Annotated in this window: 14 protein-coding genes and 1 pseudogene; 9 read left to right on the top strand and 6 right to left on the bottom strand. The window is 73.9% G+C overall.

Annotated elements, in window-relative coordinates; all coding sequences use genetic code 11:
• From NWP09_RS07530 to NWP09_RS07520, 3 genes and pseudogenes are all read right to left on the bottom strand, one after another.
• Positions 1–434: pseudogene (locus NWP09_RS07530) on the bottom strand (hypothetical protein); the annotation flags it as partial.
• A 1-nt stretch (position 435) separates the two neighbouring features.
• On the bottom strand, positions 436–1,392 hold the full coding sequence (locus NWP09_RS07525; RefSeq protein ID WP_258274907.1) for a glycosyltransferase family 2 protein: 957 nt from the start codon (positions 1,390–1,392) through the stop codon (positions 436–438).
• On the bottom strand, positions 1,389–2,129 hold the full coding sequence (locus tag NWP09_RS07520; RefSeq protein WP_258274906.1) for a CDP-alcohol phosphatidyltransferase family protein: 741 nt from the start codon (positions 2,127–2,129) through the stop codon (positions 1,389–1,391). The genes NWP09_RS07525 and NWP09_RS07520 overlap by 4 nt, the downstream gene beginning before the upstream one ends.
• A 113-nt stretch (positions 2,130–2,242) precedes the next feature.
• Here NWP09_RS07520 and NWP09_RS07515 point away from each other — a divergent pair, with 113 nt between their 5' ends.
• The 3 genes from NWP09_RS07515 (at position 2,243) to NWP09_RS07505 (ending at position 4,798) form a co-directional block, all read left to right on the top strand.
• Entirely contained in the window at positions 2,243–3,292 is a 1,050-nt protein-coding gene (locus tag NWP09_RS07515) for a glycosyltransferase (protein ID WP_258274905.1), read from the top strand.
• The gene (locus NWP09_RS07510) at positions 3,289–4,227 is read left to right on the top strand and encodes a glycosyltransferase (RefSeq protein WP_258274904.1); all 939 of its coding nucleotides are present in this window, start codon (positions 3,289–3,291) and stop codon (positions 4,225–4,227) included. Before NWP09_RS07515 ends, NWP09_RS07510 begins: the two co-directional genes overlap by 4 nt.
• Positions 4,228–4,345: 118 nt before the next feature.
• Positions 4,346–4,798 carry an adenylyltransferase/cytidyltransferase family protein gene (locus NWP09_RS07505; protein WP_258274903.1) on the top strand — a complete coding sequence of 151 codons (453 nt, stop codon included), beginning with the start codon at positions 4,346–4,348 and terminating at the stop codon, positions 4,796–4,798.
• On the opposite strand, the gene NWP09_RS07500 is transcribed toward NWP09_RS07505, so the two are convergent.
• Positions 4,795–6,282, bottom strand: a complete 1,488-nt coding sequence (locus NWP09_RS07500; protein WP_258274902.1) for a helix-turn-helix transcriptional regulator — start codon at positions 6,280–6,282, stop codon at positions 4,795–4,797. The two genes, NWP09_RS07505 and NWP09_RS07500, sit on opposite strands and share 4 nt — an antisense overlap.
• A gap of 149 nt (positions 6,283–6,431) precedes the next feature.
• On the opposite strand from NWP09_RS07500, the gene aceA reads away from it, so the two are divergent.
• Both aceA and aceB read left to right on the top strand, forming a co-directional pair.
• Positions 6,432–7,730 (top strand): isocitrate lyase, encoded by a 1,299-nt coding sequence (aceA, locus tag NWP09_RS07495; RefSeq protein WP_258274901.1) that lies wholly within the window; start codon positions 6,432–6,434, stop codon positions 7,728–7,730.
• A 44-nt stretch (positions 7,731–7,774) separates the two neighbouring features.
• Positions 7,775–9,439: a malate synthase A gene (gene aceB / locus NWP09_RS07490; RefSeq protein ID WP_258274900.1), complete on the top strand. Its 1,665-nt coding sequence runs from the start codon at positions 7,775–7,777 to the stop codon at positions 9,437–9,439.
• 60 nt (positions 9,440–9,499) lie between these two features.
• Here aceB and NWP09_RS07485 read toward each other — a convergent pair whose 3' ends face one another.
• Both NWP09_RS07485 and NWP09_RS07480 read right to left on the bottom strand, forming a co-directional pair.
• Complete coding sequence (locus NWP09_RS07485) at positions 9,500–9,760, bottom strand: zf-HC2 domain-containing protein (protein ID WP_258274899.1); 261 nt, start codon at positions 9,758–9,760, stop codon at positions 9,500–9,502.
• The gene (locus tag NWP09_RS07480) at positions 9,757–10,362 is read right to left on the bottom strand and encodes a sigma-70 family RNA polymerase sigma factor (protein WP_258274898.1); all 606 of its coding nucleotides are present in this window, start codon (positions 10,360–10,362) and stop codon (positions 9,757–9,759) included. Before NWP09_RS07480 ends, NWP09_RS07485 begins: the two co-directional genes overlap by 4 nt.
• A 74-nt stretch (positions 10,363–10,436) precedes the next feature.
• Between NWP09_RS07480 and aroA the strand changes: the two genes are divergently transcribed.
• The 4 genes from aroA to NWP09_RS07460 all read left to right on the top strand — a co-directional run.
• Positions 10,437–11,756 carry a 3-phosphoshikimate 1-carboxyvinyltransferase gene (aroA, locus tag NWP09_RS07475; RefSeq protein WP_258274897.1) on the top strand — a complete coding sequence of 440 codons (1,320 nt, stop codon included), beginning with the start codon at positions 10,437–10,439 and terminating at the stop codon, positions 11,754–11,756.
• Complete coding sequence (gene rsgA / locus NWP09_RS07470; RefSeq protein WP_258274896.1) at positions 11,753–12,793, top strand: ribosome small subunit-dependent GTPase A; 1,041 nt, start codon at positions 11,753–11,755, stop codon at positions 12,791–12,793. Before aroA ends, rsgA begins: the two co-directional genes overlap by 4 nt.
• A gap of 22 nt (positions 12,794–12,815) precedes the next feature.
• Positions 12,816–13,601: a histidinol-phosphatase gene (hisN, locus tag NWP09_RS07465; RefSeq protein WP_258274895.1), complete on the top strand. Its 786-nt coding sequence runs from the start codon at positions 12,816–12,818 to the stop codon at positions 13,599–13,601.
• 61 nt (positions 13,602–13,662) lie between these two features.
• Positions 13,663–14,296: methyltransferase domain-containing protein (locus NWP09_RS07460; protein ID WP_258274894.1), on the top strand; the 634-nt coding region annotated here is incomplete at its 3' end.

Genomic DNA, 14,296 nt, shown 5'->3' with positions numbered 1-14,296 from the left:
AGGTGCCGCCACAGGGCCGCGACGGCGTCCGCGCCCTGCACGCCCGGCTCGCGCACGAAGCCCTGCGCGAGCCAGGCGGCCTCGCGCATCGTGAAGACGCGATCGCGCCGCTCGGGCAGCGCGCCGGCGACCGACGAGCGGATGGCGCGCGACGCCGTGAGCACGAGCGTCGCGCCGAGGACCTGCTCGGCGTCGAGGACGCGCGAGCGGTGCCGCGCGGCCTGCTCGCGCCACTCCGGGTCGTCGTGGAACGCCGAGACTGACGGGCACACGGGGCTCCCCGCGTCGGCGCTCACCCCCGCGCTCGCGATGCGCACCTGGTCGACCGCGGCGAGGCCGTCGAACCGCTGCCGCAGCGTGAGCGCGGCCATCGGCGAGCGGCACACGTTCGCGGCGCACACGAGCAGGATCGACGCGGCCTCGTGCGCTGCCATGTCAGGGCCTCCCGACCGGGACGCGGTGGCGAGCCGCAGCGGGCCGGCGCTCCCGCGCGAGCCGCGCCCCGTCGCGGAGGCCCCGCACGAGCGCGCGCCAGGGGCGCGCTGAGGTCACGAGCTGACGTCGGCCGCCTCGCAGGACGACGGCCCACGCGGCGCGCGGCGCGCTGCGCAGCCATCGCCGCACGCCCTCGTCGTCGAGGTGCCCGACGGCGTAGAGCATGCGGTTCCTGATGTTCCAGTAGTAGTACTCCTCCGACTTCGCGCGGTCCGCGACGGCGGTGCCCTGCGTGCCTCCCGCGTCGTGCACGACGAGCGCGTCCACGAGCCCGAGCCGGGCGCCCGCGTCGAGCGCCCGGTGCGAGAGGTCGATGTCCTCCCAGTACAGGAAGTAGTCCTCGTCGAAGCCGTCGAGCCGGCGCCAGAGCTCCGCCGACATCGCGAAGCACGCACCCGTCGCCCACGGCAGCCGGGCCGCGTCCGGGAAGCGGTCGCGCGCCTCGGCTCCGCGCGTCGCGCCGTCGTCGAGGTACAGGTCGGCCCCGGCGAACCACGGCTCCCCGGAGCCGCGCACGACGATCGGGGACGCGAGCAGCATGGGGTCGGCGGCGACCGCCGCGACGAGCCGCTCGAGCGAGTCGGGCTCGATGGCGGCGTCGGGATTGAGGCCCACGACGACCTCGCTGCCGAGCTCGAGCGCACGGGCGGCGCCGGCGTTCGTGCCGCCGCCGAAGCCCGCGTTGCGGTCGAGCAGCACCGCCTCCCAGCCGTGCTCGGCCGCGAGGTCGCGCACGCGGGCCCGCTCCTCGTCGCCGCTGAAGCAGTCGACGACCACGAGCCGCCCTCCCTCCGGCAGGCTCAGACGCGCGGCGTAGCGGCGCAGGAGCGCGCTCGAGGCGAAGCTCACCACGACGACGGCGAAGGGTGGGAGCCGCGGCGGCTCCGACCCGCTCATCGCGCCGCCCGCGCGCGGTCGATCGCCTGCATCTCGCGGAACCACTTCGTCGCGGCGAGCACGAGGAACAGGAGGTTGGCGAGCGCGAGCGCGCCGTAGGCCACCAGGAACCCGGTCGTCGAGCCCCAGAGCGCGAAGACGAGGCAGAGGACCCCGTAGTCCGTCGGCACGAGCAGGAGCGATCGCAGCGGCGTGCCGCTGCCGCGCTCGTGGGTCGAGGGCACCCCGACCTTCCCCTTCAGCAGGTCGTTGAGCAGCATCGCGAAGAACGTCACGACGCCCACGACGGAGAACAGCAGCGGCACGAGCAGCCACGCGCTGCCGCGCAGCGGCGTGTGCAGCCAGAGCGCCAGGAGCACCGCGAGGTGCAGCACCGCGAGCTTGATCGCGTCGACGAAGTGATCGAGCCACTCCCCCGCGAGCGTGCCGCCGCCGCGCAGCCGCGCGACCTGCCCGTCCGCGGAGTCCCAGGCGTAGCCGAGCGCGAGCAGCAGCGCGACGACGACGCCGCTCCACCACGCGACGGGCAGCACGAGGAGGAGCGCGATGCCGACAGCGGTGTGGGCAGCGCTCACGGCCGTGACGGTGTTCGGCGTCCAGCCGGCGCGATGCGCCGCGACCGCGAGCACGCGGCCGAGCCGGCGGTTGACGTACACCGAGTAGGCGGGCGCGCCGCGCGCGTGGCCCTTCTGGGCGGAGGCGAGCCGGCGGTGCACCTCGGAGAAGGATTCCGTCATGCCGACACCCCTGTCGCGCTCTCGCGAGGACGTCGGTGGCGGCGTCCGGTGCGATCGCCGAGAGTCTAGGACTCCGTGGCCACCACCGCGCAAGATGGGTCAGAATGTGGCGCATGTCGCACCGCGCGCGCTCGAGGGATCGGCCGGTGCGCGTGATGCAGTCGTTCGGGCCGCCCCGCGCGACCACGAATCCCTACATCCGCATGCTCGACGCGGCGCTCGAGCGCACGCCCGGTGTCGAGCACATGCGCTTCGACCGACGGCGCGCGCTCTTCGGGCGCTACGACGCGCTGCAGCTCCACTGGCCGGAGACCCTCCTCGGCGGGAGCACCCCCGCGCGGGCGCTCGCGCGGCGCGCGTTCGCGCTCGCGCTGCGGATGCGCCTCGCGCTCACGCCCGTCGCCGTCGTGCGCACGGTGCACAACGACGCGCCGCACGAGGCGCGCGCCGACTGGGAGCGGCGCTTCCTCGCCTGGCTCGACCGCCGCACCGACCACCGCATCCTGCTCACCGAGCACGCGGCCGGGCCCTCGAGCGCTCCGGCGACGGTCATCCGCCACGGCCACTACCGCGACTGGTTCGCCGACGCACCCGCGATCGACGCCGAGCCGGGCACCCTCGCGTTCGTCGGCCTCGTGCGCCCCTACAAGGGCGTCGAGGCGCTGCTCGACGCGTTCGCGAGCACGGCGGATGCGCGTCCGGACCTCCGGCTGCGGGTGGCCGGGCTGCCCGCGGACGCGGTGATCGAGCGGGAGGTCCGCGCGCGTGCGGCACGCGATGCCCGGGTGGAGCTCGACCTCCGGCACCTGCCGGACCGCGACTTCGCGTCGTCCGTGCTGCGGTCGGCGGGCGTGGTGCTACCGTTCCTGGCCATGCAGAACTCGGGCAGCCTGCTCGCCGCGCTCTCGCTGGGCCGCCCTGTGCTCGTGCCCCGCACGCCCACGACCGAGGAGCTCGCGGCCGAGGTCGGCCCGGGCTGGATCACCGCGTTCGAGCCGCCGCTCACGGGCGACGACCTGCGCCGCTTCGCCGAGGCGGCCGAGCGCCCGCCTGCCGCGCCGCCCGACCTCTCCGCGCGCGAGTGGGACGACGTGGGCGCCGCGCACCGCACCGCGTTCCTGCGGGCGGTCGCGGACCGACGCGAGCGGCGGCTGCCGCGATGAGCGGCGCGGCCCTGCACGAGCGGCGCGTGCTCGTCGCCGTGCCGACGTACCGCCGGACGGGGCTCCTGCCGCACCTGGTCACGCGCATCCGCGAGGAGGCCGCGCGCATCGACCTGCCGTGGCGCATCCTGCTCGTCGACAACGACCCCGACCTGTCCGCGGCGTCGACGGCGCGAGAGCTCGGCGTCGAGCACGTCGCGGAGCCGACGCCGGGCATCGCCGCCGCCCGGCAGGCGGCGCTCGACGCCGCCGCGCCCGGTGAGCTCGTCGTGATGATCGACGACGACCTCGAGCCGGAGCACGGCTGGCTCGCGGGGCTCGTCGATGCGTGGACCGCGCACCGCCCCGCGGTCGTCATGGGCTACGTGCGCTACGTGTGGCCCGAGGGCACCGACCCGTGGATCGCGGCGGGCGGGTTCATGCGGCGCTCGCTGATCCCGACGGGCGAGCGGCTCCCCGGCCTGAAGACGGGCAACGTCCTGATCGACGCCGATCGGGTGCGCGAGCTCGACGTGCGGTTCGACGTCTCGCTCGGGCTCTCGGGCGGCTCCGACGTGCAGTTCGGGCGCGACCTGATCGCCGCCGGCGGCACGATCGTGGCCTCGGCCGAATCGGTCGCGAGGGACGACATCGCGCCCGAGCGCACGACCCTCGCCTTCGTGCGCCGCCGTGCGATCTGCCAGGGACAGGTGCGCGCTCGCCTCTACACGCGGGCGGAGACCCCGGGCAGTCGGATGGCGAAGCGCGCGGGCTTCCTCGTGGGCGGGCTCATCCGCATGCCGGCCTTCGCGGCCGGCGAGGCGCTCGCGCGGCTCCGCGGCGACGTGGGCGCGAGCGCGACCTATCGCCGCCGCCTGTGGTTCGCGCGCGGTCGCGTCATGGGAGCGCTCGGGCTCGACGACTTCGAGTACGCGCGCCCGGCGGCCTCCGCCTGAGCCGACCCTGAGCCGACCCAGGGGCCGCGAGCGGGGCGATCCCTTGCGGCTCCGCTCGCGCGTTGCCTAGCCTGCAGGAATCGGCATAACGTCGTTCTGGAACTCCACGGGAGGTGCGATGAGCCACCGCATCGGCTACGCGGCCGGCGGCTTCGACCTCTTCCACGTCGGCCACCTGAACCTCCTCCGCCACGCGCGCGACCACTGCGACACGCTCATCGCCGGAGTGGTGAGCGACGAGATGCTGCGGCAGGTCAAGGGCGTCACCCCCGTCATCCCGACCTTCGAGCGCGCCGAGATCGTGCGCGCCATCCGCTTCGTCGACCGCGTGCACATCGAGACCGTGCCCGACAAGCTCGACACCTGGCGCGAGGTGCGCTTCACGCACTTCTTCAAGGGCGACGACTGGCGCGGCACCGAGCAGGGCCTGCGGCTCGAGCGCGAGCTCGCCGAGGTCGGCGTCGAGGTCGTCTACTTCCCCTACACGGCGCACACGTCGAGCACGGTGCTGCGGCGCGCGCTCGAGCTCCTCGAGGACTCCGACGCGCCGGCCCCGCAGCGCGCCGGCTAGGCCCGCGACGCGAGGAAGCTGTACACCTCGGTCTCGTCGACCCCGGGGAACGCGCCCGGCGGGAGCGCCGCGAGCAGGTGCGAGTGCGCCCTCGCGCTCGGCCACGCCTGGCCCGCCCACGCCTCGGCGAGCTCGGGCGGCGGCGTGCGGCAGCACGACGGGTCCGGGCACCGGGAGACCGAGCGCTCCTTCGTGCCCCGGCCGCGGAACCACTTCGCGTGCGCGAACGGCACCCCGATCGACAGCGAGAACTCCCCTGACGGGCTCCGCTCCGTCATGGCCGTGCACCAGAACGTGCCGGCGGGCGTCTCGGTGTACTGCTCGAACGCGTTCACCTTGTCGGCGACGTCGAACACCTCGCGGCTCGTCCAGTGCTTGCACACGGGCTGCCCCTCGATGGCGCCGGTGTGGTCGGCGGGGAACGTGACGCCGTCGTTCTCGTAGGCCTTGTAGATGATCCCCGACTCGTGCACCTTCTGGAAGTGCAGGGGGATGCCGAGGTGCACGGTCGCGAGGTTCGTGAGCCGGTGGGCGGCCGCCTCGTACGACACCGCGAACGCGTCCCTGAGGTCCTCGACCGCGAGCTGGCGCTCCTGCTTCGCGCTCGCGAGGAAGTCGACCGCGGTGCGCTCGGGCATGAGCAGGGCCGCGGCGAAGTAGTTCGTCTCGATGCGCTGCCGCAGGAAGCCGCCGTAGTCGGCGGGCACCGAGTGGCCGAGCACGTGGTGGCCGAGCGCCTGCAGCAGCACCGACCGGGGATCGTGGTCCGTGCGCGAGGAGCGGGAGAGGTAGATGCGCTTGCGCTTGAGGTCGGTCACGGAGCGCGTGGAGTGGGGCAGGTCGCCGACGTGGTGCACCGAGAACCCGAGCCGCTCGGTGATCGCGGCGATCAGGTGCTGCGAGAGCGGTCCGGCCTGGTAGCCGACGCGCTGGAGCATCGCGGCCGCCTCCGCCTCGATCTCGGGGAAGTGGTTGTCGCGCGCCCGCATCTCGGCCCGCAGCTGCGTGTTGGCGCGCCGCGCCTCCTCGGGCGTCGCGACCCGCTCCTCGGCGACGCGCTCGAGCTCGTCGACGAGCGCGAGCATCGTCTCGAGCACGTCGTCGGGCGTGCGGGGCCCGATGCGCATCGTCGGCAGCTGCTTCTGCTGCCACATCGACGACTGCATCGCGCGCTCGAGCCGCAGCTCGAGCGCCGCGCGGCGCGACGGCGGCGCGGTGCCGGTGAGCTGGTCGAGGCCGACGCCGTAGAGCCCGGCGAGCTGCTGGAGCTGCGAGAACCTCGCCTCGCGCTTGCCCGTCTCGAAGCCCGACAGCTGCGAGGGCGCGAGCCCGATCGCGGCGTGCACGGCGTCGAGCGTGAGCCCGGCCTGCTTGCGGGCGTGGCGGAGCGCCTTGCCGAGCTGGAGCGCGTCGACGGCGCTCGACGCCGCCGTCTCGCGCGCGGGCCGGTCCCACGAGCCGGCGGATGTGCGGGGTGCGGTCATGCGAGCACGATACGGCACGTTCTGCGCATTGTGGCAGAAATGACGAACTTCACTCGCGTAATCGCGGTACCTCGCGCGTTTCTGCACGCAGAGTGGTGGCAGGACGACGTCGCGGGACCGATGCGCGGCGCAGCACACAGGAGGACACCATGACGGAGCAGCACGACACCCAGCTGGCGGCCGAGGCGGCCGAGCTCGAGCTCGAGTGGGCGGCGAACCCCCGCTGGAACGGCATCAAGCGCGACTACTCCGCCGCCGACGTCGTTCGGCTGCGCGGCACGGTCGTCGAGGAGCACACGCTCGCGCGTCGCGGCGCCGAGCGCCTCTTCGAGCGCCTGCACGCCGACGAGAAGCCCGTGCGGGCGCTCGGCGCGCTCACCGGCAACCAAGCGGTGCAGCAGGTGCGCGCCGGCCTCGAGGCGATCTACCTCTCCGGCTGGCAGGTCGCCGCCGACGCGAACCTCTCGGGCCAGACGTACCCCGACCAGTCGCTCTACCCGGCCAACTCCGTGCCCGCGGTCGTGCGCCGCATCAACAACGCCCTGCAGCGCGCCGACCAGATCGAGCGCAGCGAGGGCAAGCGCACGGTCGCCGACTGGCTCGCGCCGATCGTGGCGGATGCGGAGGCCGGCTTCGGCGGACCCCTCAACGCGTTCGAGCTCATGCGCGGCATGATCACCGCGGGCGCCGCCGGCGTGCACTGGGAGGACCAGCTCGCGAGCGAGAAGAAGTGCGGCCACCTGGGCGGCAAGGTGCTCATCCCCACGCAGCAGCACGTGCGCACGCTGAACGCCGCGCGCCTCGCCGCCGACGTCGAAGGCGTGCCCTCGGTCATCATCGCCCGCACCGACGCCGAGGCGGCGACCCTGCTCACGAGCGACGTCGACGAGCGCGACCGCCCGTTCCTCACCGGCGGCCGCACGTCCGAGGGCTTCTACGAGGTGCGCAACGGCATCGAGCCGTGCATCGCCCGCGGCCGCGCGTACGCCGAGTACGCCGACCTGCTGTGGATGGAGACCGGCAAGCCCGACCTCGAGGTCGCGCGCCGCTTCGCGGAGGGCATCAAGAGCGAGTTCCCCGACCAGCTCCTCGCCTACAACTGCTCGCCGTCGTTCAACTGGAAGAAGCACCTCGACGACGACCAGATCGCGAAGTTCCAGCGCGAGCTCGGCGCGATGGGCTTCCGCTTCCAGTTCATCACCCTCGCCGGCTTCCACGCCCTCAACCACTCGATGTTCGACCTGGCCAAGGGCTACGCGGAGCACGACATGACCGCGTACGTCGACCTGCAGGAGCGCGAGTTCGCCGCCGAGGCGCAGGGCTACACGGCCACGAAGCACCAGCGCGAGGTCGGCACCGGCTGGTTCGACATGGTCGCGACCGCGCTCAACCCCGACTCGGGCACGCTCGCGCTCGCCGGCTCGACCGAGTCCGAGCAGTTCCACTGAGCCGCCCGGCCGTCACCGACGCAGACGAGAGAAGGAGGACGATCATGGACGACCGCATCCGCATCACCGCCACCGCCGAGGGCCAGGACCGGGTCCTCACCCGGGACGCGCTCGCGTTCCTGCTCGAGCTGCACGACGCGTTCGAGTGCTCGCGCCAGCAGCTGCTGCAGAACCGGCGCAAGCGCCGCGCCGCGCTCGCCGACGGCGAGACGCCCGGCTTCCTCGAGTCGACGCGGCGCATCCGCGAGGACGGCAGCTGGCGGGTCGCCCCGCCGGCGCCGGGCCTCGAGGACCGCCGGGTCGAGATCACCGGCCCGATCGAGCGCAAGATGACCATCAACGCGCTCAACTCGGGCGCGAAGGTGTGGCTCGCCGACTGCGAGGACGCCTCGAGCCCGCTGTGGCGCAACGTCATCGCGAGCCAGGTGAACCTGCAGGACGCGATCCGCGATCGGATCGAGTTCACGAGCCCAGAGGGCAAGCACTACCGCGTGACGGCCGAGCAGACGCCGACGATCGTCGTGCGCCCGCGCGGCTGGCACCTCGACGAGCACCGCATCATCGTCGACGGCAAGCCGATGTCGGGCTCGCTCGTGGACTTCGGGCTGCACGTGTTCCACAACGCCGAGGAGCTCATCGCCCGCGGCCGCGGCCCGTACTTCTACCTGCCGAAGCTCGAGAACCACGAGGAGGCGCGCCTCTGGAACGACGTGTTCCGCATGGCGCAGCAGCTGCTCGTGCTGCCGCAGGGCACCATCCGCGCGACCGTGCTCATCGAGACGATCACGGCTGCGTTCGAGATGGAGGAGATCCTGTGGGAGCTGCGCGAGCACTCCGCGGGGCTCAACGCCGGGCGCTGGGACTACCTGTTCTCGATGATCAAGGCGTTCCGCCTCCGCGGCCCGGAGTTCGTGCTCCCCGATCGCGCGCAGCTCACGATGACGGCGCCCTTCATGCGCGCGTACACCGAGCAGCTCGTGCGGGCGTGCCACCGTCGCGGCGCGCACGCGATCGGCGGCATGGCGGCCTTCGTGCCGAGCGCGAAGGACCCGGAGGCGACCGAGCGGGCGCTCCAGGCGGTCGCGGGCGACAAGGCGCGCGAGGCCGGCGACGGGTTCGACGGCTCGTGGGTCGCGCACCCCGGGCTCGTCGAGACGTGCCGCTCGGCGTTCGACGCGGTGCTCGGCGACCGGCCGAACCAGCTCGACCGCTCGCGCGAGGACGTCGAGGTCGACGCGGCCGCGCTCATCGACCTCTCGACGACGCCCGGCGAGATCACCGACGCGGGGCTCCGCTCGAACATCGAGATCGCCATCCGCTACATGGAGGCGTGGCTGCGAGGCCACGGCGCCGTCGCGATCCACTCCCTCATGGAGGACGCGGCGACCGCCGAGATCTCGCGCTCGCAGGTGTGGCAGTGGATCCACAACGAGTCGGTGACCTCGGATGGACGCACGGTGACGCGCGAGCGCTGCGAGCGGATCGTCGACGAGCTCGCCCCCGCGTTCGGCTCCGAGCCGGGCAACCGCTTCCGCGAGGCGATCGAGCTCTTCCGCGAGACGGCGCTCGAGGAGGCCTACCCCGCGTTCCTCACGCTCGCCGGCACCGAGCGCTACCTCGGCGACGGCGAGGAGCGGCCGACGACCGGGCCGATCGCGGTGCAGCAGGCGGCGGATGCGCCGCAGGAGGACGAGCGCGTCGCGGCCTGAGCGCCACGAGGACGTCGAAGGGCGGGATCCCGGTGGGTCCCGCCCTTCGACTCGTCCGCGTCAGGAGTGCTGCGCCCGCGCGGCGCGCAGGCTCGCGAGCAGGCGCTCGCGCAGCTCCTCGGGAGCGCGATCCTTGCACGCGCCCTGCAGCGCGGCCGTGAGCATCTCGCCCACGTGGTGCTCCGCCGAGCACTCCTCGCACGTCTCGAGGTGCGCGCGCACGTCGGCCGCGTCCTCGGCGCAGAGCTCGTTGTGGAGGTACTCCTCCAGGGCGGCCCGCGCCTCGGCGCAGTCCCTCTTCGCCTCCAGCGTCTCGCTCACGGCTGCTTCTCCTTCGGGTTCGCATCCTGCACGCCGATGCCCTGCTCGCGGGCGTAGTCGGCCAGCAGGCCTCGCAGCAGCTTCCGGCCGCGGTGGAGCCGGCTCATGACGGTGCCGACGGGGGTCTCCATGACCTCTGCGGTCTCGGCGTAGCTGAGCCCCTCGACGTCGACCCAGTAGACCGCCATGCGGAAGTCCTCCGGCACCGCCTGCAGCGCATCCTTCACGGCTCCCGACGGCATCCGGTGGATGGCCTCGGCCTCGGCGCTGCGCGCCGAGGTGGCCGTGATGGAGTCGGCATCGCCGACCTGCCACTCCTCCATGTCGTCGAGCGGCGCCTCGAAGGGCCGTCGCTGCTGCTTGCGATAGGTGTTGATGTAGGTGTTGGTCTGGATGCGGTACAGCCAAGCCCGCAGGTTCGTGCCCTGCTTGAACGAGTCGTACGCCGCGTAGGCCTTGAGCAGCGTCTCCTGCACGAGGTCCGCGGCGTCCGCGGGGTTGCGCGTCATCCGCATGGCGGCCGCATAGAGCTGGTCGGCGTACTGCATCGCCTGCTCCGTGAAGTCGTCGCGCTTCTCCGCTTCGGTTCTCTCGCTTGCCATCGCGGGCGAGTCTAGTGTCGCTGTCGGCACCCGGCCCTCCTCCGCTTCGCGTCCTGACCGATAGATTGCAACCGATGGCACCGCTCGATCATTCCCGGCCCTGGACCGCTCCGACCGCGAAGGCGCGGCTCGACGCACGCGTGCAGCTGCCGGGCTCCAAGAGCCTCACGAACCGGGCGCTCCTGCTCGCCGCCCTCGGCGACGGCACCTCGACGCTCCACCGCCCGCTGCGCAGCCGCGACGCGCGCATCATGGTCGAGGGCCTGCGCGCGCTCGGCGCGACGATCCGGGAGGTGCCGGGCGACGGGCGCTTCGGCCCCGACCTCGCGATCACCCCCGGCCCGATCACGGGCGGCGCCGCGATCGACTGCGGCCTCGCGGGCACCGCGATGCGGTTCCTGCCGATCGTCGCGGCGCTCGGCGACGGCCCTGTCGCGTTCGACGGCGACCCCCACGCGCGCGAGCGGCCGATGGCGACGACGATCGACAGCCTGCGGGCGCTCGGCGTGCGCGTCGACGCCGACGAGCCGCGCCTGCCGTTCACGGTGCACGGCGCCGGCGGCGTGCGCGGCGGCGAGGTGACGATCGACGCGAGCGCGTCGAGCCAGTTCGTGTCGGCGCTCCTGCTCGCCGGCGCCCGCTTCGACGAGGGGCTCACCCTGCACCACCGCGGCGCGAGCCTGCCGTCGCTCCCCCACATCGAGATGACGCTCGAGGCCCTGCGGCAGCGCGGCGTCGTTGCGCGCCAGGCCGGCGAGGCGTCCTGGCGCGTCGAGCCCGGCGCCATCGGGGCGCTCGACGAGCGCATCGAGCCCGACCTCTCGAACGCCGCGCCGTTCCTCGCCGCCGCGGTCGTCGTCGGCGGCCGCGTCGTGCTCGACGGCTGGCCCGCGCAGACGACGCAGGTGGGGCGCCTGCTGCCCGAGCTGCTCGCGGCGTTCGGCGCGACGTCGCGGGTCGCGGACGGCTCGCTCACGGTCGAGGCGCTCGGCGGCGCGATCCCGGGCGCCCGGCTCGACATGCGCGCCGCCGGCGAGCTCGCGCCCACGATCGTCGCGATCGGCGCGCTCGCGTCGGCGCCCGTCGAGGTGACGGGGATCGGCCACATCCGCGGGCACGAGACCGACCGCATCCGCGCCCTCGTCGACGACATCGCGGCGCTCGGCGGCCGCGCAGAGGCGCTGCCGGACGGGATCCGCGTCGAGCCGGCTCCGCTCTCGGGCGGCACGTGGGCGGCGTACGCCGACCACCGCATCGCGACGGCCGGCGCGGTCGTGGGCCTGCGCGTGCCGGGCGTCGAGGTCGACGACATCGGCGCGACCTCGAAGACGATCCCGGAGTTCCCGGAGCTGTGGTCGGCGATGCTCGAGGGCTCCGGCGGCGTGAGCGCATGAGCTGGCTCGGCGACTACGAGGACCCGTACGAGCAGTACGACGAGTCGAGCGTGCGGGAGCGGCCGAACCCGAAGGCGAACCGGCCGCGCTCGAAGCACCGCCCCGAGCACGAGGATGCGATCACGGGCATCGTGACCGCGGTCGACCGCGGGCGCTACACGCTCGCCGTGCGCGTGGGCGAGCCCGACGAGGCGGTCGTGACCGCCGCGCGCGCGAGGGAGCTGCGCAAGCAGGCGATCGTCGCGGGCGACCGGGTGGACGTCGTGGGCGACACGAGCGGCGAGGAGGGCTCGCTCGCCCGGATCGTGCGCATCCAGCCGCGCGCGACCGTGCTGCGCCGCTCGGCCGACGACACCGACGTCGTCGAGCGCGTCATCGTCGCGAACGCCGACGTGCTCCTCATGGTCGTCGCGGCCGCCGACCCCGAGCCGCGGCCGGCGCTCATCGACCGCTACCTCGTCGCGGCGCTCGACGCCGGCATCACGCCCATCATGGTCGTCACGAAGACCGACGTCGCCGACCCGGAGCCGTTCCTCGCGCACTTCGCGGGGCTCGAGATCGAGGTGTGGCGCTCGTCGATCGACGATCCGCCGGTCGAGGCGCTGCGCGAGCGGCTCGACGGCCACACGACCGTCGCGGTGGGGCACTCGGGCGTCGGCAAGTCGACGCTCGTGAACGCGCTCGTGCCCGGCGCGATGCGCGCGGTCGGGCACGTGAACGCCGTCACCGGCCGCGGCCGGCACACGTCGTCGTCGACCGTCTCGTTCAAGCTCGGCTCCGGGTGGATCATCGACACCCCCGGCGTGCGCTCGTTCGGGCTCGGGCACGTCGCGACCGCGAACGTGCTGCGCGGCTTCCCCGACCTCGCAGCGGTCGCCGAGGAGTGCCCGCGCGGCTGCAGCCACCTGCCGGGCGAGGAGTTCTGCGAGCTCACGATCGCCGCACGCGAGGGGCGCCTCGGGCAGCGCCGCGTCGACTCGATGCAGCGGCTGCTCGGCACGCTCGTCGCGGCGCGCCAGCAGCGCCACGAGGAGTGACGCGCCGCCTACGCTGGAGGGCGTGACCCGCTACGACGACGACCTCGCGCTCGCCCTCCGCATGGCCGACGAGGCGGACGCGATCTCGATGGCGCGCTTCGGGGCGCAGGACCTCGAGATCTCGACGAAGGCCGACACGACCCACGTGACCGACGCCGACCGCGCGGTCGAGCGGCGCATCCGCGCGATCCTCGCCGAGGAGCGGCCCGACGACGGGATCCTCGGCGAGGAGTACGGCACGGAGGATCGGGGCGGGAGCACCGAGCGGCAGTGGATCGTCGACCCGATCGACGGGACCGCGCACTTCCTCCGGGGCGCCCCGATCTGGGCGACGCTCATCGCGCTCGCCGTCGACGGTCGCCCCGTCGTGGGCGTCGTCTCCTCCCCCGCGCTCGGCGCCCGGTGGTGGGCGGCCGAGGGCTCGGGCGCGTGGACGGATCCCGCGCAGCCGAGGCGCCTCCGCGTCTCGAGGGTCGCCGGGCTGTCGGATGCGGTGCTCTCGTACAACGCGATCCAGGGGTGGGACGGTGCGGGCCGCATCGACCAGCTCATCGAGCTGCAGCGGGAGGTGTGGCGCGCGCGCTCGTACGGCGACGCGTGGAGCTACATGCTGCTCGCCGAGGGGAAGGTCGACGCGGTCGCCGAGTTCGACCTCAAGCCCTACGACATGGCGGCGCTCGTGCCGGTCATCGAGGAGGCGGGCGGACGGTTCACCTCGGCGGAGGGACTGCCCGGGCCCTGGCACGGCTCGGCGCTCGCTACGAACGGGGCGCTCCACGAGCAGCTCCTGGAGCGGCTCGCGCGCTGAGGTCCGGCGCTGCGGCGCGGACCGCTGTCGCCCGCGCGGCCCGGAGCGCATACTGGTGGCCATGGACGAGTGCCGCTGCGAGCCGGACGGCTACGCGGCGGAGTTCGACGCCGCCTTCGCGGAGCGCATGGCGAGGCGCTACCGGCGACGCGGCCTCACGCGTCCCGAGCGGCGGCTCGTCGACTACCTCGCCTCGGACGACATCCGCGGCGCCAGCGTGCTCGAGATCGGCGGCGGGGTCGGCGAGATCGGCATCGAGCTGCTCCGTCGCGGCGCCGCGGGCGTGACGACGCTCGAGCTCTCCGCCGCCTACGACGAGCAGGCGGGCCTGCTCGCGGCAGAGGCGGGCGTGAGCGACCGGGTGCAGCGCCGCATCATCGACCTCGCCGAGCATCCCGCCGCGGTGGAGCCGGCCGATCTCGTCGTCCTCCACCGCGTCGTGTGCTGCTACCCCGACTTCGAGCGGCTGCTGACCGCGGCGGCCGACCGCTGCCGGGCGCGGCTCGCGTTCACCCACCCGCGACGCGACCCCGTCACCCGCGCCGTGTGCGCGCTCGAGACCGCCGCCTCCCGTCGGCGCGGCTCGGGCTTCCGCTCCTACCTGCATCCGCCCGCCGCCATGGTGCGCGCGGTCGAGGCGCGAGGCCTGCGTGCGGAGCTGCGCGGGCGCGGGCTCGTCTGGCAGGTGCAGGGGC

Origin of the sequence: Agrococcus sp. HG114, from assembly GCF_024723325.1 — a bacterium.
Lineage (GTDB): Bacteria > Actinomycetota > Actinomycetes > Actinomycetales > Microbacteriaceae > Agrococcus.
Note: the sequence above shows the minus strand (reverse complement) of the source record. Positions and strands in the feature narration are given on the sequence as shown.